Annotated in this window: 16 protein-coding genes; 10 read left to right on the top strand and 6 right to left on the bottom strand. The window is 63.0% G+C overall.

Features of this window, described 5'->3' with window-relative positions:
- Positions 1-42 precede the first annotated feature (42 nt).
- The 6 genes from CFB81_RS23210 to CFB81_RS23190 all read left to right on the top strand — a co-directional run bounded on the left by CFB81_RS23210 (position 43) and on the right by CFB81_RS23190 (position 11,018).
- The gene (locus tag CFB81_RS23210) at positions 43-2,415 is read left to right on the top strand and encodes a type VI secretion system Vgr family protein (RefSeq protein WP_089436664.1); all 2,373 of its coding nucleotides are present in this window, start codon (positions 43-45) and stop codon (positions 2,413-2,415) included.
- Positions 2,416-2,491: 76 nt separating this feature from the next.
- The gene (locus CFB81_RS23205) at positions 2,492-4,912 is read left to right on the top strand and encodes a M23 family metallopeptidase (RefSeq protein WP_256976305.1); all 2,421 of its coding nucleotides are present in this window, start codon (positions 2,492-2,494) and stop codon (positions 4,910-4,912) included.
- A gap of 2 nt (positions 4,913-4,914) precedes the next feature.
- Positions 4,915-5,568, top strand: a complete 654-nt coding sequence (locus CFB81_RS35715; protein WP_124504086.1) for a hypothetical protein — start codon at positions 4,915-4,917, stop codon at positions 5,566-5,568.
- Positions 5,569-5,921: 353 nt separating this feature from the next.
- Positions 5,922-6,182 carry a PAAR domain-containing protein gene (locus tag CFB81_RS23200; RefSeq protein ID WP_089436662.1) on the top strand — a complete coding sequence of 87 codons (261 nt, stop codon included), beginning with the start codon at positions 5,922-5,924 and terminating at the stop codon, positions 6,180-6,182.
- 110 nt (positions 6,183-6,292) lie between these two features.
- Positions 6,293-7,459, top strand: a complete 1,167-nt coding sequence (locus CFB81_RS23195; protein ID WP_256976304.1) for a hypothetical protein — start codon at positions 6,293-6,295, stop codon at positions 7,457-7,459.
- Complete coding sequence (locus CFB81_RS23190; RefSeq protein WP_089436660.1) at positions 7,440-11,018, top strand: ImcF-related family protein; 3,579 nt, start codon at positions 7,440-7,442, stop codon at positions 11,016-11,018. The genes CFB81_RS23195 and CFB81_RS23190 overlap by 20 nt, the downstream gene beginning before the upstream one ends.
- A gap of 159 nt (positions 11,019-11,177) precedes the next feature.
- Here the strand turns inward: CFB81_RS23190 and CFB81_RS23185 are convergent, their stop codons facing one another.
- The 3 genes from CFB81_RS23185 to sapR form a co-directional block, all read right to left on the bottom strand.
- Positions 11,178-12,779 carry an ABC transporter substrate-binding protein gene (locus CFB81_RS23185; protein ID WP_089436659.1) on the bottom strand — a complete coding sequence of 534 codons (1,602 nt, stop codon included), beginning with the start codon at positions 12,777-12,779 and terminating at the stop codon, positions 11,178-11,180.
- Positions 12,780-12,849: 70 nt separating this feature from the next.
- On the bottom strand, positions 12,850-13,413 hold the full coding sequence (gene ddpX / locus CFB81_RS23180; protein WP_089436658.1) for a D-alanyl-D-alanine dipeptidase: 564 nt from the start codon (positions 13,411-13,413) through the stop codon (positions 12,850-12,852).
- Positions 13,414-13,429: 16 nt separating this feature from the next.
- The gene (gene sapR, locus CFB81_RS23175; RefSeq protein ID WP_089436657.1) at positions 13,430-14,317 is read right to left on the bottom strand and encodes a sap1 transcriptional regulator SapR; all 888 of its coding nucleotides are present in this window, start codon (positions 14,315-14,317) and stop codon (positions 13,430-13,432) included.
- A 258-nt stretch (positions 14,318-14,575) separates the two neighbouring features.
- Here sapR and CFB81_RS23170 point away from each other — a divergent pair, with 258 nt between their 5' ends.
- The 4 genes from CFB81_RS23170 (at position 14,576) to CFB81_RS23155 (ending at position 19,130) form a co-directional block, all read left to right on the top strand.
- On the top strand, positions 14,576-14,824 hold the full coding sequence (locus CFB81_RS23170; protein ID WP_011882387.1) for a helix-turn-helix transcriptional regulator: 249 nt from the start codon (positions 14,576-14,578) through the stop codon (positions 14,822-14,824).
- A gap of 3 nt (positions 14,825-14,827) precedes the next feature.
- Positions 14,828-16,162 carry a type II toxin-antitoxin system HipA family toxin gene (locus CFB81_RS23165; protein ID WP_089436656.1) on the top strand — a complete coding sequence of 445 codons (1,335 nt, stop codon included), beginning with the start codon at positions 14,828-14,830 and terminating at the stop codon, positions 16,160-16,162.
- A 310-nt stretch (positions 16,163-16,472) separates the two neighbouring features.
- Positions 16,473-17,729 carry an oxalate decarboxylase family bicupin gene (locus CFB81_RS23160; RefSeq protein ID WP_069617984.1) on the top strand — a complete coding sequence of 419 codons (1,257 nt, stop codon included), beginning with the start codon at positions 16,473-16,475 and terminating at the stop codon, positions 17,727-17,729.
- Positions 17,730-17,822: 93 nt separating this feature from the next.
- Entirely contained in the window at positions 17,823-19,130 is a 1,308-nt protein-coding gene (locus tag CFB81_RS23155) for an Nramp family divalent metal transporter (RefSeq protein WP_089436655.1), read from the top strand.
- 205 nt (positions 19,131-19,335) lie between these two features.
- Here the strand turns inward: CFB81_RS23155 and CFB81_RS23150 are convergent, their stop codons facing one another.
- From CFB81_RS23150 to CFB81_RS23140, 3 genes are all read right to left on the bottom strand, one after another.
- Positions 19,336-20,925, bottom strand: coding sequence for an ABC transporter substrate-binding protein (locus CFB81_RS23150; protein ID WP_089436654.1), 1,590 nt, complete (start codon positions 20,923-20,925; stop codon positions 19,336-19,338).
- A 124-nt stretch (positions 20,926-21,049) separates the two neighbouring features.
- Positions 21,050-21,382 (bottom strand): sugar ABC transporter ATPase, encoded by a 333-nt coding sequence (locus CFB81_RS23145; RefSeq protein ID WP_089437113.1) that lies wholly within the window; start codon positions 21,380-21,382, stop codon positions 21,050-21,052.
- A gap of 420 nt (positions 21,383-21,802) precedes the next feature.
- Positions 21,803-22,723, bottom strand: a complete 921-nt coding sequence (locus CFB81_RS23140) for a bestrophin family protein (protein ID WP_069617981.1) — start codon at positions 22,721-22,723, stop codon at positions 21,803-21,805.
- Between the last annotated feature and the right edge of the window lie 11 nt (positions 22,724-22,734).

The raw sequence follows: 22,734 nt of genomic DNA, 5'->3' as shown, positions 1-22,734 counted from the left end.
CGGTATTACATCGTTTCTTCTTCAATCGGATAGGAATGGCATATGAATGCGGTGACGAAAACCCTTGTGGATGCACTGCGCCATCCGAGCGCACGCCTTAGCCAGCGTCTTGGAATATGGATCGGCACGCTCGACCTCGGGCTCGACGTGCTCGACTTCAAGGTACGCGCCGGGTTTTGCAGGGACTACAAGGTCGATGTCACGGTTACCTCGCCACATCTCGATATCGATGGCAAGCAGTGCGTCGGACGGCGCGCAGGCTTGCAAATTGACGAGCGGGTGGCTGTCCCGTCGGTCAATTACGTCGATCCGGTCGAGCATGCCGCAGCCACCTTCAATGGCATCGTCACGCGCTGGAAGCGTATCCGTACGAGTCGCGACGAGGCGGCTTACCAGTTGCGCATCGAGCCCAGGTTTGCCGCTCTGCTCAAGCGCGTGCATGGCTCGCGGGTATTTCGCGACAAGAGCCTGCAGGAGATCATCACCGAACTGGTTGTCGATCGGCGGAACTTCGACGCGTTCGATATCGAATTCAACCTGGAAGGCGTGAAGGAGAAGCTTGAGCAGGTGGTTATGTACGAGGAGTCCGTCTGGAACTTCATCGCACGTCATTGCCGCCGAAAAGGCATTTTCTGGTTCTACAAACAGGGACGCGGCAAGCAGGGGCAGCTCGACACCGTTGTATTTGCGGACAATCCGCGCGCCTATGTGCGTTCGATCGAAGTGCCGCTGATGCCGGATTCCGGCCTCACGGGTAACTGGCACGAGGCGGTGCTTTCACTGAATGGCGAACGCACGTTGGTGCCGGCCGAGATCGAGGTGTGGGAGCGCAACTATCGCACGCCGGAGGATCCGCTGTGCGCGACGGCGACCGTTTCGGACGAGAGCGGTGACCGCTCGGTGTTCGGCCGGATCAACCGTAGCGCGGAATTTCACCTGACGCAGCAAGGGGGCGAGGCGCTGGTGCAAACGCGACGCGACGAGCAGATCGCCCGTCAGGTCACTCTGTTCGGTACCAGCAACGTGAAGGGCCTCATGCCGGGTGTGGTGGTGAAACTTGGCAACACGAAGATGCGCGGCGCCGAATACGGGTTCGTGATCACATCGATGGAGATGAAGGGCGGGCGCACCAAGCCGGCGCACAATACCTTCAAGGCGATGCCCGGACATCTCGGTTACCGGCCGAAATTCGACTACGAAAAGCATTGGCGTTTTCTGGAAGGGCCAGTCGCCGGCGTTGTAGCGACGTTTGACCGCGCACCCTATGCGTGTATAGACGAGCACGGGCGCTATCCCGTCCTGCCCAAGTTCCTGCAGGGGTCGGACAGCGCCGACAAGCAGTTGCTGAATCTGCGCCTTGTGCGTCCGTCGTCGTCGTATCAGGCCGGCTTCCATTCGCCATTGCTGCCGCAGACGGAGGTGCTGCTGCAGGGGGAACACAACGACGTCGATCGCTTGCTTATATCGGGCGCGCTGCACGACTATTCGAACCCGGACCTGGTGCATGGTGCGCAGGCGATGTTCAGCTACGCAATCTGGCGCTCGCCGCTGCGGGGCGCGGAGATCGTGTTCAACGACCTGCGAGAGAAGGAAAGCGCGCGCATCGCCACGGTCTACGGCCAGTCGGCGGTGAATCTCGGTTATCTGCTCGACAGCAAGAAATTCAAGCGCGGAGAGGGAATCGACGTCACGACTCGTGCGTGGGGCACGATGCGTGCGGAGAAGGGGCTGTATTTTTCCGCGGACTCGACAGGTGGTGCTGACACGCCGCACCTCGACATGCCCGCTGCCATCCAGCAGCTGAAGGCAGCGCTGCAGCACGTAACGGAACTGGCCGATGCTACACGGCAGGCGAAGGTAGAACCGGCCGACCGGGCCACGCAGGCGGCACTGCTGGACGGATTGAACCAGCTTCGTGACGCGGGGCTGCTCGCGAGCGCGCCCGGCGGCATGGCGTTCGTGACGCCTAAATCTGCCCAGCACTCGGCGGGCGAGAACGTGATCGTCACGGCGGGCAAGCACATGGACGTCAGCGTCACCAAGCGGCTGCGGATGATGGCGGGCGAATTGATTTCGCTGTGTGCCCACAAGCTAGGCATCAATCTGACCGCCTCGAAGGGGAAATTGACGGCTATGGCCCTGACGGACGGGATGGATCTGTTCGCGCAGAAACAGTTGCGTGTCGCGAGCGAGAGTGCGGACGTCCAACTGGCGGCAAAGTCGAAAATCACGCTCAACAGCGGCGGGGCGTCGCTGGTCATCGAAAACGGCAACATGACGTTCCACTGTCCCGGTGCGTTCGTTATCAAGGCGGCGTCGTTCACCTTCGAAGGGCCGGACAACGTTGCAGCGCCATTGCCACTCCTGCCAAAAATCGGCCTGAAAATTTCCGACCATTACTCGTCGTCGCATTGAAGCCATGATCATCAGCCCTCCTTTTTTGCCCGCATCGGGTCTGTCGTCCAATGATGCGTCGAGGCCGGACCCCATGATGGACGCCGTCGACCAGTTCGAGATCGGCCATCACGGGGTCTACCCGGTCGCCTTCGACCGGCGTTTTCACGGCGGCATTCATCTGGCGCCGAGCGAGCAGCACGAACCCGTGCGCGCGATTGCCGACGGTGACGTGGTGGCCTATCGGATCTGCAAGAACGCCCTGTCCGATGGCAGGATCGATCCGACGACAGGGCAGCTGGAACGGAACTCGAATGCCGGTTTCGTCCTGCTCAGGCACACGACCGACACGGGAGACGGGCGCACGATCACGTATTACTCGCTCTATATGCACCTGCTGGACATGACCGGGCAGCAAGATGTCGCGCCTCAACCGAACGATCCGCCAGCGACCGGATCGGCGAACGCCCTGCCGAAATGGCTGCTCGATACGGCAGAGGGCAAGGATGGCGTGGTTCAGCCGGGCGGTACGAAAAAGGTGTATCGCAAGGACATACTTGGTTATGTCGGCTGGCATCAGGGTGTTCGGCATCTGCACTTTGAAATCTTCATGGCAGACGATGATTTCACGGCCTGGTTCGAGCAGGACGGCCACAAGGTTCAGCTAGGTGAAAAGAACCCCGTTCAGCCTACGTCGGGCGACTATTGGGGACATACGTATTTTGTCATTCCCGGCCCGATGGATTTCGTGCCTCAGCCGGCGGGTATGAGTGACGCCTGGTTTCCTCCAGTGCAGGGCGGTTCAATTGGTGAAAACGACACGCTCTATGTCGAAGCCTGGTTCAACAAGGGACGGCGCTATACGCAGGCGTGGATCGACCGTGGCAACAGTGGTAGCGTCACCTTGCTCACGCCTGCCCCGGTCGCTGACCCGTACGACAACGACACGAAGCAATACGAGTACGACCTGTATCAGCGTTCGATGGCGCTCTATTCCGATTGCCCGAGCGATGGCTACGAAATGCTTCGGTTTGGGCGCATTCTCTCGGACGATCCGACGCTCTCGGGTGCGGCTTGTGATACTTGGGTCGCGGTGCCAGTCGATGAGAACGGAAGCCAGGGATATATCAACATCGCATCAGACTCGATCGTCAAGCTTTCTGATGCGGATTTCCCGTTCTTCAAGGATTGGCAAAAGGTCGATGACGACAATACGCCATTCAATCACGATGGACTCTGCGGCTACGATGAGCTTTGCCGTCTGACTGGCGTCGCGGATCCGCAAGCCGCGTCCGGCATGATCTCGCCGCTCGAATACGACAGGAACAACGACGATAGCGTCAACCTGCAACTCGCAGGCTACGTGCGGAACGCAGCGGGCGCGCGCGAAAAACTTAGGGGACTGGTGTGCAAGGCGCGCAGCGAGTGGGACCCGTCCGACAACGACGAGCGGTATCAGGGATTGAACGAGCCGGATGGATTCTTCGGTAAGCAGAAAGATACCAATCCGGACGGGTACGAGAAGTTCATTGAATTCTTGAGCAAGTTCCAATTTCTGGATAAGACGCCGCTTGCTGGACAGAAGGTCTGGTTTTTTCATCCCTTGGCGTTTATTCGGCATTTCAGGAAGTGTGCGTGGTTGAGCGCGAGCGAATTCAAACAGTTGTTGCCAATAGAGGTCCTGCGCGAAGCAGGAAACCACCGGTTGTATTACGAAGAAGTGGCCTATTCGAGGCGCCGATCAGATATCTCTAACGCTCATCGGGTTCCGTTGAATTGTGCTTTGCGAAAATACACTGTTTCTTCGCCTGGTCGCATGGCGACGTTCTTTGGAAATTCTTTGCAGGAAACCCAATGGCTTGAAAAATTGCACGAGAACAATCGTAACGAGTGGTACTACCCGTGGGATGGTCGCGGATTTCTGCAGATTACACATTCGTCAAATTACATCGGCTACTGGGATTTTCGTGGACGCAACGCTCTGATCTCGCAAACCACACGCAACGACTTGGCACACGCGCAGGCCCAAGCCGATGGGCATCGAGCACAGGCCCGAACTTATTTAGCGGATCCAGTCAGTGGCGTAACGCCTGTAATGCTAACGTGGCGCGAGCAAGTCGGTGCTGAGGGCCAGCCTGTAACACCCGAAGACACCTTTGCTCCTGCCGATAGTGCCGGGTACTACTGGGCAAAAATGGGTATGGGGCGTTACGCTGATAGGCCAATCATCTTGGAGCGGCGTGCAGTAATTGCTACGCGACCGCCGGACCGTCAACGTCCCCGTCCGAACCCACCAGTCAGCAAGATCTATTATCACAGCATGAATTTTCGGGACGCGTCGGCTGCTGTGAACCTTCCTGCTGCCGTAGGCCGTCTCCATAAACCATTTAATGGCTATATCGCCCGGTGCGTGGCATTCGCGCAAGCGCTAGCGGTGCTGGCGGAAGTCAAATTTCCAGACGAATCAGGCGCTCCCTCACACGAGTTTCCTGAGGGGCGCATTCCCCGGAGAGATTGAGTATGCGTGACAAATTGAGTGCAATTTTGATTGGGATAATTTTCCTATTCGTCCAATTTGGATCGTACGCCAAAGGTGGAACTTTCTTAGGCGATAAACCATCGAGGCTTGTAGTCGATATGGGCGAGCAATGTGTAATTAGTATTGTTGACTATTTCAATGGCCACTTGGTCAGCGGGATGCCATTAAATGCGTCTTACTGGACGGAAAAGCCACCAATTAAAAATGCATTTTCGAAGTTCGGTATTAATTTTGCATGCGTTAATTTTGTCAAAAAATCGAAAAACGAAGTCGCACGCCAATATGGTGCTCTCTATGATGAATATGGAAAAAAGTGGATCCCTTATTTCGAGAGCGCGAGAGATAAAGAGCTTCTGGGTGCATTCACCAATGTGTACAACCTGGAAGCGGTCAACGGGAACGGATTCTATTTGATCCAGGACGATAAGGATGGTGATCCAGGTCAGCGCGAGCGCTACTTGTCATTCTGTATTTTTCACGAAGGTATGGCCGTATGTGGTGGTGAACCTGTCATGTACCTTAGTGATCCGAATGGCAGTCTGCTCTCATATGTTATTGAAGTCCTTCGCAGCGTAGAATTCGTTGATACTTCAGGATTAAAACCCGTGGCAGCAAGTGTCCCTGTCGCGCAATGATCCGATATCACTCCACGATCTTCAGAAAGAAGAACGGCCACTCGCCGTCGACGAAGCTAGTCCGAACGGAACGATGGCGCTGGAAGAAAACCCCAGTTGCGGGCGGCACGATCATGTATTGCCCGGATATTTCCGTCTTCGATCATGGTGCAATTAAGTGTCAACTTTTGACGGTCTCGGATCAATGCAGCGACACCCCTCGTTGAATGAATGTCGCGCAACACGTCAAAAGGGAAAATGGATTGCACGGACGGAGCCTGTCCAAGTGTGGGCAATTCAGGGCAATCGACGCGTCGTGACGACAGATGACACAAGTGCGGTCTTTTAAACACCACAGAAATGGCATTCCAAAAATGAAATCTCCCATCCGAAAGGGCGACAAACTCGAACACGGTGGCGAAGTCACCAGCGGCTCCCCGTGGACCGTATTCATGGGCAAGCCACTCGCCCGCAAGGGCGACGACGCAATCTGTGACCAGCACGGACCGACCACCATTGACGAAGGCTACGAGCGTTTTCCCGATCGCGACGGCAGGTCCATCGCCATGCATCACCATCGATGTGCCTGCGGGTGCCGGCTGATTTCGTCGCTACAGAACGTCAATATTGTCTGATGCCGGTCGACTTTTCTCCCGCCGGACGCCCCAGCGCGTACCCCCATCGAATGCGTTTCTGGCCATGGGCGTGTACGTGGCTCGTCTGCAACGTATTCGGCCCGGCGTTCGTGTTGCTGGCATGGCCCAAAGGCGAGCCAGCAAGCGGCCTCAAGTTCTGGAGCTGGATCGTTGGCGTGCCGAACGGACTGTTCCTGGTGCTGCTCGGTTTCGGCCGCGCCGGCTACGAAGTGCTGTGGTATCGCGCGTACTGGCGCAACCATCATCGTGATCGCTGGCTCGCGGAGAAAATCAGATTCGCACAGCGCCCGCTACACGTACTCGGTGCAGGCTATTGCTTGCCGCTGGCGGGCAAATCCTTGTCCGAAGTTCTGGAAGCGAAAAGGCCGATCCTGAAAATGCAAGCCCCTCGGCACGGTCCAGGCAAGGTTTTATGCAACCGATTTGCGGACGACGATCCGTTACTTGCTACCGCATTCACGACGAGTGGAGAAGACGACCAGACAGATGATCCACCCGAACCGGTGAAGATCGCACCCGCCGTTCAGATGATTCGTTTGGCGCTTGAACCGTTGATCGAGAGTATCCGCGCGCTGACTCGATACGGAGCGACCTATTGGCCCCAAGTAGGCGTACTGGTCGAATCGAAAGTGGCGAACCAGCGTCTCGCCCAGGTTCGCGATGCGATGCGTCTGGCAGGACTTCCCCCGCTGGCGGTTCAGCCAGCGCCAGCTAGCGACGGATTGCTGGTGGCCGATGCGTGGCTCGATGCGCACGAGCGTCGTCCGCTTCTCGTCATTGCGGCAGCGTGGTACGACGATGACATTGACGAAGGCTTCTCCGAGGGATGTGCCGCCGTATTGCTTGATGCTGGCTATTTCAAGTTTCCGTCAGAAGTCAGCCTGAAAGCGAAGCTGTGCAGGCCCATCGCATGTGATGCCGCCGAACCCGAATACGGTTTCGCCGATGCCGCAATCTGCGGCAAGACTGAACCCGGGGCGGTGAAGAGCGCGTGGATCACCCGTCCAATCGAAAGGTGCGACGAGGTTTTGCGTGCCGCCGGATTTCTGGCTGCGGCAAAAGACGCTGCGCAGTGCAGGCTGGATCGGATTGTCGGCGACGCCTGCGCGGGCAATAGCTTGTTGTCGATTGCCGCTGCCATCGAAGCGCCCACCGATGACGGACCTCAACTTGTCGTCGATGGTCTTCAGTCGGCCATTCTCCATGTCATATCCGAAGATCAAATGATTTCCGCGCATGTCGATATCCAAAAATAACCTGCAGCACATCGAGCGCCAAGTTTCCGCCGAGAAGGCGACTCCGAGCCGCGCGGCGATCTGGGGCTTGCCTCTCGCCGCGTTGGTGCTTGCCGTCGTAGCGCTCTGGCTGATCTGGTTTTATGGCGATCATCTCGGCATTGCAGACGGTATGCATCGTATGCAGATAATGACCGGCATTCCGGTGTTACTCGTCGCCGTCGTGACCGCTCATCTGTATTCGATCTCCACGGGTGCCTATGCGAGCGCTGCCCGATTATTTCGTCTTGAAACGGGTGAGACGAGAACAACGTCCACGAGGCTGAAGCCGCCGAAGCGTGACGCCCGGCTGCAATGTCTTTATGAGGAATTACGCGTCGCGCACGGTTGGTTCTGGCGCCGCCGCCTGTGCTGGCTATTGGTGAACGGCACGGATGACCGGATCGATCAGGTCGCGCCCGGCCTCAAGCAGGCCGGCATCATGCACGTGGACGAAACGGTGCTGGTACACGCATCGCCTGACGGGATTGAGTCGACGAAGTGGCTCGGCCAGATCCGGGAGTTGCGTCGCCGCAACCCGGTTGACGGCTTGGTACAGGTGGCCTGCGCGAGCGATGCCGATCCCGAGCTGCCTCGTACGCTCTCGACGATTGCCATCGCTTTGGGCTGGGCCGCTCCGATCACGTTTCTACATCCGGTCGAGGCTAAAGGCGGCAATCTACCCGAACGGTTCGATCCGGTTGGGACATTCATGCCAAGCAGTTCGCGCAAGGAGATGCAAACCGCCGGAGCCTTCCTGCTGGAAAGATTGCGTGACCTCGAATACAAGACTGCAGATGCTGGAGTACGCATGAGCGGCCAGCCGCACTGGTACACGTGGCTGCTGGAGATTTCGGAATACATTGGCGACCAACGCGAGCGGATGATCGAAGGCTGGCAAGCGCTCGCTGCATCGAAGTGGCTGCGCGTACCGCTGACGGGGATCATGTTCGTGCCAGTCCTTCCGGGGGCATCCACTGTCCCGGTGCCGATCCCGGAAGTCGCCGATGACGTGCAAGATCCGTCCGCCCCGGCGATACCGGTGGAAGCGGTCACGCGCGAACAACCGGTTGCGCTGCTCCCCGTCTGGCGGAAGATCGCCGCCGGTGTGTGCCACTACCGGGGCCGCCGCACGAAGCTTTACTGGCCGAACGTGTTGGCGGGGTGCGCGCTGTTCGGGGCGATTGCGTGGTTGGTAATGCTGGTGATGTCCGGCATCGGTAACCGTGTACTGGTTCGCGAAGTGCAAGCAGTGGCCGACGTGGCGCTAACCGCTCCGCCCGGCACGCCGCAGGCGTTGCACGCGCAACTCGCGCTGCAGAAGCAGATCAGCCTGCTGGAATACCGCCAACTGCATGGGGTGCCGTGGTACTTGCGCGCGGGCCTGTCGCGCAACGATGAACTGCTCGACGCGCTGTGGTTGCCATATCGGACGATCGCCGCACGCAATTTGCGGCAACCAGTCGTGCAGGCGCTGGAAGGCCAGCTTACCCAGCTCTCTCAGGTTCGTGACGACGAACAGCAGAGCCGCGACGCGCGGGCGCGCGCGTATAACCGCCTCAAGGCCTATCTGATGCTGGCCGAGCCGTCGCGGACCGATGCGCCCTTCCTCAAGACCCAACTGCTCGACGTATGGCCCGCGCCTGCCGGCATGCGTGCGGGCGAATGGCTTGATATCTCGCAGCAACTGGCCGGGTTTTGGGCGACACACCTCCAGGCGCACCCGGTCTGGCGGATCGACGCATCGATGCCGCTTGTCGCACAGATGCGCTCGACGCTCGTCAATCAGATCGGGCTGGCAGGCAGCGACGACATGCTGTATCAAGGCATCCTCGATGCAGCACGCGGCAAGTATGCGGATGCGTCGCTGGCGACGCTGCTCGCCGGTGCGGATGCACATGGTCTTTTTACGACCGCGCAGACGGTGCCGGGGATCTATACCCGTGCTGCGTGGGACGGCATGGTCGCAGCGGCGATCGACAAGGCGTCGAGCGAACGTCGCGTGAGCGGTGATTGGGTGCTGACCGGTGCACAGTCGGCGCAGACTATCGGCAATGTGCTTTCGGTGGGCACCATCAAGACAGTGGCGGCAATCGATGAGAAGCGCGTGGCCGAGGAGTTGAAACAACGCCTGACGGCGCGCTACTTCGCCGAGTATGCGGCCGCGTGGCAGCACATGCTCAACAGCATCCAGTGGCAACCGGCGGCGAATCTGAATGGTGCGATCGACCAGTTGTCCCGACTCGCGGATACGCAGACCTCGCCGCTGATCGCGCTGATGAAGGCGGTGCAAGATCTGGCGCAGGCGGGCCGCCCGTCGCAGGCGTTGAGCGACACGTTGGTGCGCAAGGCGCAAAGCCTGATCGGCAGCGACGAGCAGTTGGACGCGCGGGCCGTCCATCCTCTCGACAAGCCATTCGGCCCACTGCTTGCGCTGATGGGCGACGTCGGCGCCGCACCAGCCGGCGGCAACGGCGAGGGCAACATGCCCGCCAATATCGCGCTGAACGGCGTGAGTCTATCGCGCTATCTGACGGCCGTGACGACGATGCGCCTGAAGCTACAGCAGATCGCGGGCAGCGCCGATGCGCAAGCGATGGCCCGCTCGCTCGCGCAGGCGGTATTCCAGGGCAAGCTGTCGGATCTCTCGCAGGCCCGCGACGATGCCGCGCTCACCGCCGCAAGCCTAGGCGCTGCATGGTCGGGCTTCGGCAGTGCTGCATTCGCTCAGCCGCTCGAGGGAGCGTGGCAGACCATCTTGCAGCCGGCCGCCGCGAGCCTGAACGGGGCGTGGCGCTCAAGCGTCGCCATGCCGTTCAACGCGGCCATGAACGGCCGGTATCCGTTCTTCGATACAAACACCGATGCGTCGTTTGCCGAACTCGGGCGCTACGTGCGCCCCGACACCGGCCTGATCGCGCGCTTCGTCTCGACGCAACTGGCTGGCGTGCTGACGATGGAGGGCGACCACTGGGTGCCGAACGAATTGGCGCCCCAGGCACTGCAGTTCGATCCGAAGTTCCTCTCCGGCCTGCGCCAGTTGTCGACCGTGGGTGCCCAGTTGTATCTGCAGGGCGATGCGGGCGAGCGCTTCGAGATGATGGCGCTGCCGACGCCAAACGTGACACGTTCGGAACTGTCGGTGGACGGCAAGCAGATCGTCTACTTCAACCAACGGGAAAGCTGGACACCGCTCGCATGGCCCGGCAATGGCCTGAACGGGCACGCGGGACTGACGTGGCAGACGGTCGGTGCGGGATTGCGGCAGGCATTCGATGCGACGGGCGACTGGGCATTCCTGCGTTTGTTGGGCAAGGCCGACGTGAAGCCGCTCGACAGCACCCGTTATCAACTCACGTGGAACGCGCCACACGACGAACCGCTGCGCTATGTGCTACGAGCACAGGTAGGTGCCGGACCGCTGGATCTGCTGAAGCTGCGAGGCTTCCGGATGCCGGAGCGAATTTTTGTCGTCGGCAAGGGCGGCAGCCAGCCGGCATTCCTGCCGCCGCCACCTTTGCCGCCGGAGATGCAACCATGAACGGCCCGTGGAAACGATCCCCCAGAGAACGAGAAGCCGTTCCTCAAGTATTTCGATGCGGAAATGCGCTACCTGCGTGCGGCGGCGGATGAATTTTCCCGCGCCCATCCCGAAGCCGCGTGCCGACGGTGTTCGCCGCGCCGCACATTCTCCCAATGCTTATTGCTTCTTCAGGTTACGGTACGACACGAGATCGTTGATCGGCCCGACTTCAAGCCCGCTCACGCCGGGCCGCGTCGCGACCTGCGCGACCTTCTCGAACATGATCACGAACGGCGAGCGCGCGAGCATCTCCTTCTGCATCGCCTGGTACCGCTGCGCGCGTTGCGCGGCGGTCGGCTCGGCGAGCGCGGCGTCGGTTTCCTTCGTCAGTTGCGGAATGTCCCAGCTGTTGCGCCAGGCCAGCATCTTATAGCTCGATTTGTCGCCGTTGTCCGGATTCCATGCGAAACCCTGCGCGTTGCTGTGCGGGTCGATGTAGTCGGCCGACCATTCGCCGATGTAGATGTCGTGCTGGCGTGCGCGGTATTTCGCGAGCGTCTGCTTGTTGTCGCCGGGGATCAACTGCACCTTGACGCCCGCCTGCGCGAAATTCGCCTGCACGGCCTGTGCGATCTCCGTGTACGGATAATCGTTGCGCACGTCCATCGTCACCGAGAAGCCGTTCGGCACGCCGGCCTTCGCGAGCAGCGCCTTCGCCTTCGCGACGTCGAGCTTGTACGGATTCGAATTCAGCGTGCCGAGGAAACCTTCGGGCAGGAAGGTCTGGTGCACCTTGTAGGTCGTCTTCACGACGTTGGACTGGATGCCCGAATAGTCGACCAGCCACTTCAGCGCCTCCTGCACGTCGGGCTTCGCGAGCGTCGGGTTCTTCGTGTTCAGGCCGAGATACAGCAGCGTCGCCTGCGGCGAGGCCGATACCTTCGCCTTGCCCGATTTCACGACCGACGCGAGATCGTCGGGGCTCAGGTCGCGCGCCGCGTCGACGTCGCCGTTTTCCAGCAGCAGTCGCTGGCTCGCGGCTTCGGGCACGTGGCGCAGCACGATGCGTTTCATCGCGAGCGGCAGCCGGTAGCCGTCGAAGCGTTGCAACACGATGCTGTCGCCGGCCGCCCACTTGACGAGCTTGTAGCCGCCGGAGCCGGCCTCGTTGGTTTTCAGCCACGCGTTGCCGAAGTCGTTGCCCTGCTGGTGCGACAGCAGCAGCTTCTTGTCGAGCACCGACGCGGGCCACGAGCCGAGCACGTTCAGCACGAAGGTCGGCGCGTATTTGCGGTCGGTCGTGATCGACACCGTCTGGTCGTCCAGCTTCTTCACGTTCGCCGCGACGTTGGCCTTCGTGAGCCCGATGCCGGTCAGCACCGCGGCCGGGCCCTTGTCGAGCAGCACCGTGCGCTGGATCGACCACGCGACGTCGTCGGCCGTCAGCGGGTTGCCCGAGTGGAACTTGAGGCCCGCGCGCAGCTTGAACGTATAGGTCAGCCCGTCCGGGCTCACCGTCCACGATTGCGCGACGTCGCCGTTGAATTTCGACGGATCGCGCAGGTCGACGCGCACGAGCCGGTCGTAGGTGTTCGCGACGTATTCCTCGGGCACCAACTCGTAGATCTCGCCCGGGTCGAGCGTCGTGAATTCGTCGAGCAGCGTGGCCATCACGAACATGTCTTTCGGCGTTTCCGCGCGGGCGGCGGAAAACGGAACGGCGGCGAGCAGGGACGCGGCGGCCAGCGCCGCGACGAGCGGGGAGGTCGGGAATTTCATGGGCGCTTCTCCATCTGTCGTTTGAGTCGTTGAACGTGAACGTGCATGAAAAAGGGGGCGTGCGGCGTCGTCACATCAGGCGCCACGGGCCGCTCGCCGCGTTGTCGATCGGCGGCAGCGCGTGCGAACCCGGCAACTCGTAGTGCCACCATTCGCTGTCGATGTGCGCGAAGCCGGCCGCATGCATCACGCCGAGCAGCAGCAGCCGGTTGCGTTGCACGGGCTCGGGCAGCCCCGCGTGAAAGTGCCCCGACGCGGCCACCATCTCGTCGAAGCCGGTGCCCATGTCGAGTGGCGCGCCATTCGCGCCGACGAGCGTCAGGTCGATGGCGGTGCCGCGGCTGTGGTTCGACCCGCGGCCGAGATCGGCGACGAAGTTTGGGTCGGGCAGGAAATCCCACAGCACCTGCTGCGCCTGCGGCGGCCGGTACGCGTCGTAGATGCGCAGCGTGAAGCCGGCTTGCGCGGCGACGTCGACCGCGCGGCGCAGCGCGGCTTCGGCCGGCTCGAGCAGCAGACAGTGCGCGTGGCGGTAGATCGGTTTGCCGGTCAGGTTGCGCTCGGTTGCGTAGACGAGATCGATCTCGACGCGATGCGTGGCGGGCGTGATTTCGACGAGGCGGTGAGGGTTCATCGGCGGTCCGGTTCGCTCAGGATTCGAATTGGTCGAACGTGCGCTGCAGTTCGCGGTTGCGCGCGACGCGCCGGTCGATCGCGGGACCGAGGCGGTCGACCACGGCGGTGATCAGCAGGTTGAACAGGCAGGTGAGCGGCGCGAGCGAATCCCAGAACTGACCGACGTCGGTCTTCACCTGCAGCAGGTCGGCCGGCCACTCGCGCGCCCACGGGCAATACAGATCGGTGACCAGCGCGAACGGCTGGCCGCGCTCGGCGGCGGCCTGGCAATAGCGGCGCGCGCTGCGCGAATAGGCGCGCGTGTCGGTGACGATGCAGTACGGCCGTTCGAACTCGGAATTCAGCGAATCGACATACGAGCCCGACTGGCCGTCGGAATAGAAGACGCGCGGGCGCAGGTATTCGAGGTAGCTGCTGAATGCGTTGCTGATGCCGCGCGTCGACTGGATGCCGAGGATGAAGACGGCATCGGCATGCGCGATCCGGTCCGCGACCTGCGCGAACACCGGTTCTTCGGCGAGCCGGTACACGTGGCGGATCGCGTCGAGTTCGCGGTCGAGCGATGCGGCGAGCGTGCCGCCGCTGCGATCGCCGGCGCGCGCGTGGGCGGTCGTGGGCGTCGTGGTGGCGCGGCGGTATTCGTCGAGCCGGTCGGTGATCATCCACGGGCGGTCGCCGCCGCCGCGCAGTTCGCGTTTCAGGTCGTCGAGATTCCGGTAACCGACGCTGCGCAGGAAACGCCCGACCGAAATGCCGCTGGTGCCGGTCTGCTGCGCGATCTGATCGGCGGTTTCGAGGCCGAGCCGATCGAGGTTCGCGAGCATGTAGCTGGCGATGCGTTTCGCGGTCGGCGTCAGCTCGGCAAAGCGGGATTCGACGGTATGGGCGAACGCGCAGGTCATCGGGCTGTTAGATCGTTGTCATTTGATGATTCGATGTCATCTATCTGACAAAACCAAAATCATTGGCGCCAGCGAATAAAAACTATGGGTTGACAGCGGGCGATAGGGCGTGCGCGTGCGCGCAATGCCGGGGGCAGCAACGCCCTGTAGTGTGAAAATATTCCTGGCAGGAATATTCCGCGTTTATTTGTATCAGGGATAATTTGCGTTTATGCCTGTCAGAGATATACTGCATAGATTGCATACAGGACCCGCGCCGTGAATCTCATCGTCAATACCCCTGCTCAACTGGGCGAAATCCTGTCGTCCGCGCGTCAGGCCAAGGGGCTGACGCAAGCCGAGGCGGCGGCACGCATCGGCGTCGGCCAATCGCGCCTGTCGTCGCTGGAAACGATCCGCACCGAAAGCCTGTCGCTCAAGCAGTTGCTCGAACTGACCGCGCTGTACGGTCTCGAGCTCAGCATCCGCACGAAGGACGGGCGCGACGCTGCCGACGTCGAGTGGTGATCGATGGGACGCAAATCGCACAGCCGCGCGCTATCGATCTGGGCCAACGGCGTGCGGGTCGGCATCTGGCGGATTCCCGCGCGCGGCGACATGGAGCTGCTGTACGACATCGGCTGGAAACAGTCGGATGCCGGCCGCCCGCTGTCGCTGTCGCTGCCGTTCGGCATCGGCACTGCGCCGTTGCGCGGCGAGCGCGTGAACCACTACTTCGATAATCTGCTGCCCGACAGCGACGCGATTCGGCGCCGGCTCGCGTCGCGGTTCGGCACGGCGACGACCGAGCCGTTCGATCTGCTCGCCGCGCTCGGCCGGGACTGCGTCGGCGCGGTGCAGTTGCTCGGCGAGGATGAAGCCCCGACCGGCCATGACCGGATCGACGGTACGCCGTTGTCCGACGATGACGTGGCGCGCGTACTCGATCAGGCGAGCGGGGCGGCGGGCGGTGCGCAGGACGACGACGACTTCCGCCTGTCGCTGGCCGGCGCGCAGGAAAAGACCGCGCTGCTGTTTCACGACGGGCGGTGGATGCGTCCGCATGGCGCGACGCCGACCACGCATATCCTCAAGTTGCCGCTCGGGCTGGTCGGCAACAAGCGTGCGGACCTGACGACATCCGTCGAAAACGAGTGGCTGTGCCTCGCGACCCTGCGCGCGTTCGGCTTGCCGACGGCGGATGCCGACATCCTGCGTTTCGGCGAACACAAGGTGCTGTCGGTCGCGCGCTTCGATCGCGCGCTGCATCGTGATGGCGGATGGCTGTTGCGCTTGCCGCAAGAGGATTTTTGCCAGGCGCTCGGCGTGCCGCCGCATCTGAAATACGAATCGCAGGGTGGCCCCGGCGTGCCCGATCTGGCCGGCATCCTGCGCCGGTCGGAAACGGCGCAGGCCGACCTCGACACGCTGTTCACCGCGTTGGTGGTGTTCTGGATGCTCGCCGCACCGGACGGGCATGCGAAGAACTTCAGCCTGCGCCTGCTGCCGGGCGGTCGCTTCCGCCTGACGCCGCTCTACGACGTGATGTCGATCTGGCCGGTCGAGGGGGATGGCGCGAACCAGTGGTCGTGGCACAAGGCGAAGCTCGCGATGGCCCTGCACGGCAAGCGCAAGCATTACGCGATGCGCGACATCACGCGCCGGCACTTCACTGCGATGGCGGAGTATTGCCTGCTTGGCGATATCGCTACGCCGATCGTCGAACGACTGATTGCGATGACGCCGCACGTGATCGAATCGGTCGGCGCGGCGCTGCCGGCCGGGTTTCCGGTAAGGACCGCCGAACGCATTCTCGGCGGATTGCGCTTCGCCGCGCAACGGCTTGCCGACATGCCGGGGGAGTGACGCGGTCCCGGTCCGGGCAGGTGAAAGCACGCGCATCCGCATTTTCCTGTTCCCGGCGATCGCATTGAGTCGCCATCGCGCGGCGCGCCTATCGATCTCTTCTCTTCGCCATTCATCCCTTGCTGCATCGCAACAATTACAAAATTAAAGTCGATCAGTTTTAGTCATTAATTCAGGTTAATAATTCATTTAATTTTTAGATGAATATGGATTTAACTTGCGTCACGGGATGTTCGATTTTCGGTAATTCGAAAAACGGCAAGTGTTCCGTAATGGAAATTCTCTCGATTGCAAAAATGAAGAGGAAATCATGACGAATCTTTCTCGACGCAGGATGTTGACGAGTACGGCCGGCGCCATTGCCGCGGCGGGCATTGCGGTAACGGCGAAGGCCGCTTCGTTCGGTAACCCGGACAGCCCGCCGGAAGGCGCGGTGAATGCGCGCAACCGTCAGAGCCTGACCGACCCGGGGCCTAAAAATCCGGCCATCGCCAATCAATTCCCGTCTTTTCAGGATCCGCCGGCCACCGATATCAACGGGATGCCGTTATTCTGGGCGTCTTTCAATAATGCGCATAAACGCATTCAGAATGGCGGATGGGCGCGCGAAGTAACGCAGGACGATTTCGCGATTTCCGAAACCATTTCCGGCGTCAACATGCGGCTGACGCGCGGCGGCATTCGCGAGATGCACTGGCACCAGCAGGCCGAGTGGGCAATCATGCTGGACGGCCGCTGCCGGATCACGGTGCTCGACGAACTCGGGCGGCCGTCGGTGCAGGACGTCAAGACCGGCGATCTCTGGTATTTCCCGCCCGGCCTGCCGCATTCGCTGCAGGGCCTCGGCAGCGACGGCGCAGAATTCCTGCTCGCCTTCGATAACGGTCGCGCGTCGGAATTCAATACGCTGTTGCTGACCGACTGGATCGCGCATACGCCGCCCGACGTGCTCGCGCTGAACTTCGGCGTGCCGGCCGACGCGTTCAGGAACGTGCCGCTCGACAACCTGTGGATCTTCCAGGGCGACGAACCGGGCCCGCTCGCGGATGCGCAGCGCGCGTCGGCCGCGTCGGCCGGTGCGCCGCCGCATCCGTTCGTCTTTTCGCTCGGCGACATGAAGCCGGTCAGGAAGACGCGCGGCGGCGAGGTGCGGATCGCGGACAGCACCAACTTCAACGTGTCGACGACCGTCGCGGCGGCGCTCGTCACCGTGCATCCGGGCGGCATGCGCGAGCTCCACTGGCACCCGAACGCCGACGAATGGCAGTACTACCTGCAGGGCGAGGCGCGGATGACCGTGTTCGACACGGGGCCGAAGGCGCAGACGGCCGACTTCCGCGCGGGCGACGTCGGCTATGTGAAGAAGAGCCTCGGGCACTACGTGCAGAACACCGGCCGGACCGACCTCGTGTTCCTCGAGATCTTCAAGACCGACCGCTATGCGGAGGTGTCGTTGTCCGACTGGCTCGCGCACACGCCGCCGAAGCTCGTCGAAGCGCACCTGAACATCGCGCCGGACGTGATCGCGCAGTTTCCGCGCAATCGCCCCGACGTCGTGCCGCTGTAACGCCGCCGGCGTCCTGCCGTGGCCGGCACGCGGCTTGCTGGCCGTGGCGGACGCGATCCGCAATCAGCCGTCTTATTCGAACGGAACACTCACATGATTCCCGTCCCGAGCAAACCTGCCGGCGGCTTCGCGCTGCCGGGCCGGTCCATCGAGCCTACCGACGGCGCGGCGCGCGCCGCGCTGGAAGGGCGCCGCACCGGCGTCGCCGCGCTGCTGCCGTTCGTCGGCCCGGCCGTGATCGCGTCGATCGGCTACATGGATCCCGGCAACTTCGCGACCAACATCCAGGCCGGCGCCGCGTACGGCTACCGGCTGCTGTGGGTCGTGCTGGCCGCGAACGCGATCGCGATGCTGTTCCAGGCGATGTCGGCGAAGCTCGGCATCGTGACCGGCCGCAATCTCGCCGAGCTGTGCCGCGACCGCTTCCCCGCGCCGGTCGTGTGGGGCATGTGGATCGCGTCGGAGATCGCGGCGATGGCGACCGATCTCGCCGAATTCCTCGGCGGCGCGCTTGCGTTCGGGTTGTTGTGCCACCTGTCGCTGTTCGCGGGGATGGTCGCGACCGCGTTCGCGACCTGCGCGATCCTCGCGCTCGAAAAACGCGGCTTCCGGCCGCTGGAAGCGGCGATCGCGGCGCTGGTCGGCGTGATCGGCGCGTGCTATCTCGGCGAACTGCTGATCGCGCCGCAGGACTGGCATGCGGCCGCGTTCCATCTGGTAGTCCCGCAGATTCCGGATCATGCGGCGCTGACGATCGCAGTCGGCATCATCGGCGCGACGATCATGCCGCACACGCTGTATCTGCATTCGGGCCTCACGCAGGATCGCACCGCCCCGCGCGACGACGGAGAGCGGCGAAGGCTCGTGCGTTTCTCCAACCGCGAGGTCGTGATCGCGCTGGGGCTCGCCGGGTTCGTGAATCTCGCGATGGTGATGATGGCGTCGTCGGCGTTTCACGCGGCCGCGCCGGGCATGACCGACATCGGCGACGCCTATCACACGCTGATCCCGGTGCTCGGGCCGGCGGCCGGCGCGCTGTTTCTCGTCGCGCTGCTGACCTCCGGCGTGTCGAGCTCGGTGGTCGGCACGATGGCGGGGCAGGTCGTGATGCAGGGCTTCATCCGCCGCCGCATGTCGATCTGGGTGCGGCGCGCGGTGACGATCGCGCCCGCGTTCGTGGTGGTCGCGCTCGGCTGCGACGTCACGCGGGCGATGGTGGCCAGTCAGGTCGTGCTGAGCTTCGTGCTGCCGATGCCGATGATCGCGCTGCTGATGCTGTCGGCGCGCGCGGACGTGATGGGCGCTTACGCGATGCGGATGCCGCTGCGGATCGTCGCCGGTGCGGCGACGGTCGTGATCGTCGGGCTGAATGCGTACCTGGTATGGGCGGCATTCAATTGAACGGGTGCGGGCCTGCCGCTTGCTGCGGCGCGTCCGGCGCTTCGCGGGAACGGCACGCGCATTTCGCACCACGCGCGGTTGCCGTCGCCGATCGCCACGCACACCGCGTGCCCGCATCGAAATGCGTGTGCTCGTCCCGTGACGTGTGCGCGCCGCGAGGCGATTGCCCGCGCGGCGGCGTGGCCACGCGCGCGGGCGGCCGCGATTACTTCGCGAGCGTGCGGTACGACACGAGGTCGTTGATCGGCCCGATTTCCGGTCCGGTCGCGCCGGGGCGCGTGGCGACCTGCACGACCTTCTCGAACATGATGATGAACGGCGAGTTCGCGAGCACGGCCTTCTGCAGCGCTTCGTAACGCTGCGCGCGCTTCGCGGGCGACGGCTCGACGAGCGCGGCCTCGGTGTCCTTCGTCAGTTGCGGAATGTCCCAACTGTTGCGCCACGCGAGCATCTTGGTCGGCGACTGGTCCGAGTTGTCCGGATTCCACGCGAAACCGCGCGCGTTGCTGTTCGGGTCCATGTAGTCGGGCGACCATTCGCCGACGAAGATGTCGTGCTGGCGCGCGCGATACTTGCCGATCGCCTGCTTTGCGTCGCCGGGGATCAGCTTCACGCGAATGCCGCCCTGCGCGAAGTTCGCCTGCAGCGCCTGCGCGATCTCGAGGTACGGATAGTCGTTCGGCATGTCCATCGTCACGTCGAAACCGTTCGGCAAGCCGGCCTTCGCGAGCAGCGCCTTCGCCTTCGCGACGTCCTGCTTGTACGGCCGTGCGTTCGAGGCGCCGAGGAAGCCTTCGGGCAGGAAGGTCTGATGCACCTTGTAGGTCGTGCTGACGATGTTGCGCTGGATGCCGTCGTAATCGACGAGCCACTTCATCGCCTGCTGCACCTCGGGCTTCGCGAGGTTCGGGTTCTTCGTGTTCAGGCTCAGGTACAGCAGTGCCGACACCGGCCACGACGCGATCTTGATCTTGCCGGCCTCCGACAGCGCGGCGAGGCTGTCGGGGCTCAGGTTGCGCGCGGCGTCGGCGTCGCCGTTCTCCAGCAGCAGCCGTTGCGCGGACGCTTCGGGCACGTGGCGCAGCACCACGCGCTTCATCGGGTACGGCGTGCGGTATTTGTCGAAGCGCTGCAGCACGATGCTCTCGTTGGGCGTCCACTTGACGAGCTGGTACGGGCCGGAGCCCGCGTCGTTGGTCCGCAGCCAGCCGCTGCCGAAATCGTTGCCTTGCTGGTGCGACAGCAGCAGCTTCTTGTCGAAGACCGAGGCCGGGCACGCGCTCAGCACGTTGAGCACGAAGCTCGGCGCGTACTTGCGGTCGGTTTCGAGCACGACGGTTTGCGGATCGACCACGCGCACCTTCTGTGTCACGTTCGCCTTCGTGAGGCCGAGATCGGCGAGCACGCCGGCCGGCCCCTTGTCGAGCAGGATGGTGCGCTGCAGCGACCACGCGACGTCGTCGGCGGTGACCGGGTTGCCGGAGTGGAACGTGAGGCCCGGGCGCAGCTTGAACGTGTAGGTCACGCCGTCGGCGCCGACCGTCCACGATTGCGCGATCTGGCCGTCGAAGCGCGTCGGGTCCTTCAGGTCGACGCGCACCAGCCGTTCGTAGGTGTTCGCGACGTATTCGGACGGCACCAGCTCGTAGATCCCGCTCGGGTCGAGGGTCGTGAATTCGCCGAGTTGCGTGGCGACGACGAAGATGCCGGGCGGCGTGGCTGCCTGCGCCGGCAGCGCCGGAACAAGCGCGACGAGCGCGGCGCTGACGAACAGTCGGGACAGCAGGTGCTTCATGCGGGCTCCATCGAAAGGGAATCGTGGTGCGATTCTCTCATCGACGGGTACCCGGATGAAAATATTCGGCAGACGCGCCGGGTGGCGCAGCGGCGGCCGGGCGAACACCCGGCGCGGCAGGACGTCAGATCGCGCAGCGCGCGACCGCGAAGCGCATCGCTTCCTCGGCCGGTTCGTTGCCCGAGCCGCGCACGACCTTGATCACCGAGCCGTTGCCCGACGGCGTCAGCGTGACGAAGTACGAATTCGAGCCGACGGCGATGTCGGTCACGCCGTTGTGCTGCGATTGCTCGGTGCCCGACAGGCGGCTGTCGAGGCAGTTCGCGACCGCGTAGGCCGGACGTTGCGACGACACGTAGATCATCGGCGCGGCGCCCGAGCCGGCCGAATTGGACGAGGGTGCGGAGCCGCAGGCGGCGAGCAGGGCGGCGGGAAGGAGCAGCAGGAATCGTTTCATGGTCGGTCGTCGGGTGTCTCGTATCGAGGCTGGGGCGCGGGGGAGCGAAACGCGAAGCTTCGCGACGAAACCGCCCGGAATCGGGCCGTTTTTGACGGACGACGACACGGCAGGCGGCTGACGACGGAGTATACCCGCAGCATTTGACGCCGTTGGCGCGTTGAAACGATTCGATACAACCGGCGCCCGCTGTCGGACGGGCGCTTGCTTCGGTTGTCGTCGTAACCGGCGGATTGCCCGGTCGTCGCGCTGCCGGCGCGAGACGCGCCGGCAGCGCATGCGCACCCGCGCGACAGCGCCGCCGCGCATGCAGTGCTGAGCGGCGTGGTCCTGCTGCGGCGGATCGCGGACGCGGTCGCCGAGCATCGCGACTTCCTGCGTGGCCGCCGCGATTGAGCGGGGCGAGTCAGGCGAAGCGGATCAGGTGAGGCGGTACGACGGGCCGGGCGTCACCTCGGCCGGCAGCGGCTCGCGGTTCAGTTCGAGCAGCGTGCGCTCGATCTGTCGCGTCATCGCATCGAGCGCGAGATGGTTCGGCCCGTCGCCGAACGGCTCGGCGATCGCATGCGCGATCGCGTCGAGCGCAATCAGCGTATAGGCAACGAATACCGTGACGAAGGGTGTCGCCGCGCCGATCGAATCGACGAGACCGAACGGCAGCAGCACGCAATACGCGTAGATGGTCCGATGCAGCAGCACGTCATAGGAAAACGGAATCGGCGTCGACGCGATGCGTTCGCAGCCGCTCACCGTCGCGACGAGTTCGTCGAGGCGCGCATCGAGCATCCACAGCCGCGTATCGGCGAGCTGGCCGGCGTCGGCGCGGGCGGCGAACGCTTCGCGCAGCGCGTGCACGATGACGACCGGGCGAAACCGCGACGCGGCGACGCGCGCATGGGCGGCGCCGTCGAGCAGCCCGCGCAGGTCCGCGGCCGGATCGGTGCCGCGCAGTTGATGCTTGAGCGCATAGACGAACGCGACGACCGTGCGCACGAACGCGCGGCGCGAGGCGTCGTCACGGTCGACCGCGCCGTAGCAGAGCGCCTGCGACACCAGCGTGCGCGTGGCGGTCAGCACGCCGCCCCAAAGTTGTCGGCCCTCGCGATAGCGTTCGTAGCTGGCGTTGTTGCGAAACCCGGCGAAGATCGCGAGCGTCAGGCCGATCAGCGTGAACGGCGTCGGGTTCAGCGGCACCTTTTCGCCGAGCACACGGCCGCCGCCCCACACGGCGACGAGGCTGATCGCAAGCGTCAGCACGAGCTGCGGCAGGATGGTCGGCAGCACCGAGCCGTTCCAGACGAGCAGCATCCGCAGCCAGTGCTCGCGCGGACGAACGATCATCGTCGTGCTCC

The organism is Burkholderia sp. AU28863 (assembly GCF_002223195.1).
Lineage (GTDB): Bacteria > Pseudomonadota > Gammaproteobacteria > Burkholderiales > Burkholderiaceae > Burkholderia > Burkholderia sola.
The sequence above is the reverse complement of the archived record's forward strand: the minus strand, read 5'-3'. Positions and strand labels throughout refer to the sequence as shown.